This window comes from Paenibacillus sp. P4_E11 (assembly GCF_056401635.1).
This window is the reverse complement of record NZ_JBFUIX010000628.1, coordinates 1-766: the sequence shown is the minus strand read 5'-3', so window position 1 is coordinate 766 and position 766 is coordinate 1. Positions and strand designations below refer to the sequence as shown.

At 52.0% G+C, this 766-nt stretch carries 2 protein-coding genes; one reads left to right on the top strand and one right to left on the bottom strand.

The window, feature by feature from the left end; all coding sequences use genetic code 11:
• Positions 1 to 2: 2 nt before the first annotated feature.
• Complete coding sequence (locus AC1DWB_RS36550; protein WP_477545938.1) at positions 3 to 167, bottom strand: hypothetical protein; 165 nt, start codon at positions 165 to 167, stop codon at positions 3 to 5.
• A gap of 99 nt (positions 168 to 266) precedes the next feature.
• On the opposite strand from AC1DWB_RS36550, the gene AC1DWB_RS36545 reads away from it, so the two are divergent.
• Positions 267 to 766 (top strand): hypothetical protein (locus tag AC1DWB_RS36545; protein WP_477545937.1); only part of this gene is annotated, 500 nt, incomplete at its 3' end.

Here is a 766-nt window from a genome sequence, read left to right as displayed (position 1 = left end):
ACCTAGGAATCGAACTTGAATACGAAGGTCGCTTGCATCTGAACAGCCGGCTTCAGCAGTTTGAAGTCCAGCGCATGTAAGACGAAAAAATCCCCGTACAGCTCAAGTTTCGCCCACAGCAAGGGCTCGAAGGCCGATATCCGGCTTCGAGCGATACGGATTGGCATTTGCGAACTACAGAAGTAATCTAACTTTGCAACCTAATACAGTTGGCAGACGTATGTTGTATGCACATCAACATTACTTAACAGGAAGGGGGAGCGGTCATGCTTCCTAGATTCATTCATAGAGGTGTAGGACTGATGCTAATTGTCGCCATCGGGACCTTCCTCTCGTACTTCGTCTCTCCTCCAAGCGCATTCGCCTGTTCGCCCATGCCATGGTCGTTCGCACAAGCGTCAGAGGGCTCGACAGCTATCCTGTACGGAACTGTAACGAAGACTAGTGAGGACGGCAGACAAGCGGCAGTTGAAGTCAAAGCGTATGTAGGCCCGGGGGAGGCGCCCAAGCAAGCCTATCTACCTGCCACAGTTGATAGTCGCGGTGATGGCAGTTCCGGGTGCCCCGACTTCTACTTGAAGTTCGAGCCTTTGGGGGAATATGTGTTTTTCTTAGCCGACATCCCGCCAAACTTGAAGCTGGCCTATCCCCAGTGGATTACCGCTTACCCRGTTCAAGCGGGGCAAGTTACGATTAGCAGTCCTCTTGGAGAGCAGGGTGCTGTGGGAGCTCAGCTGGAGCAATTCGCCAAGTTAAAGAAAAGTAC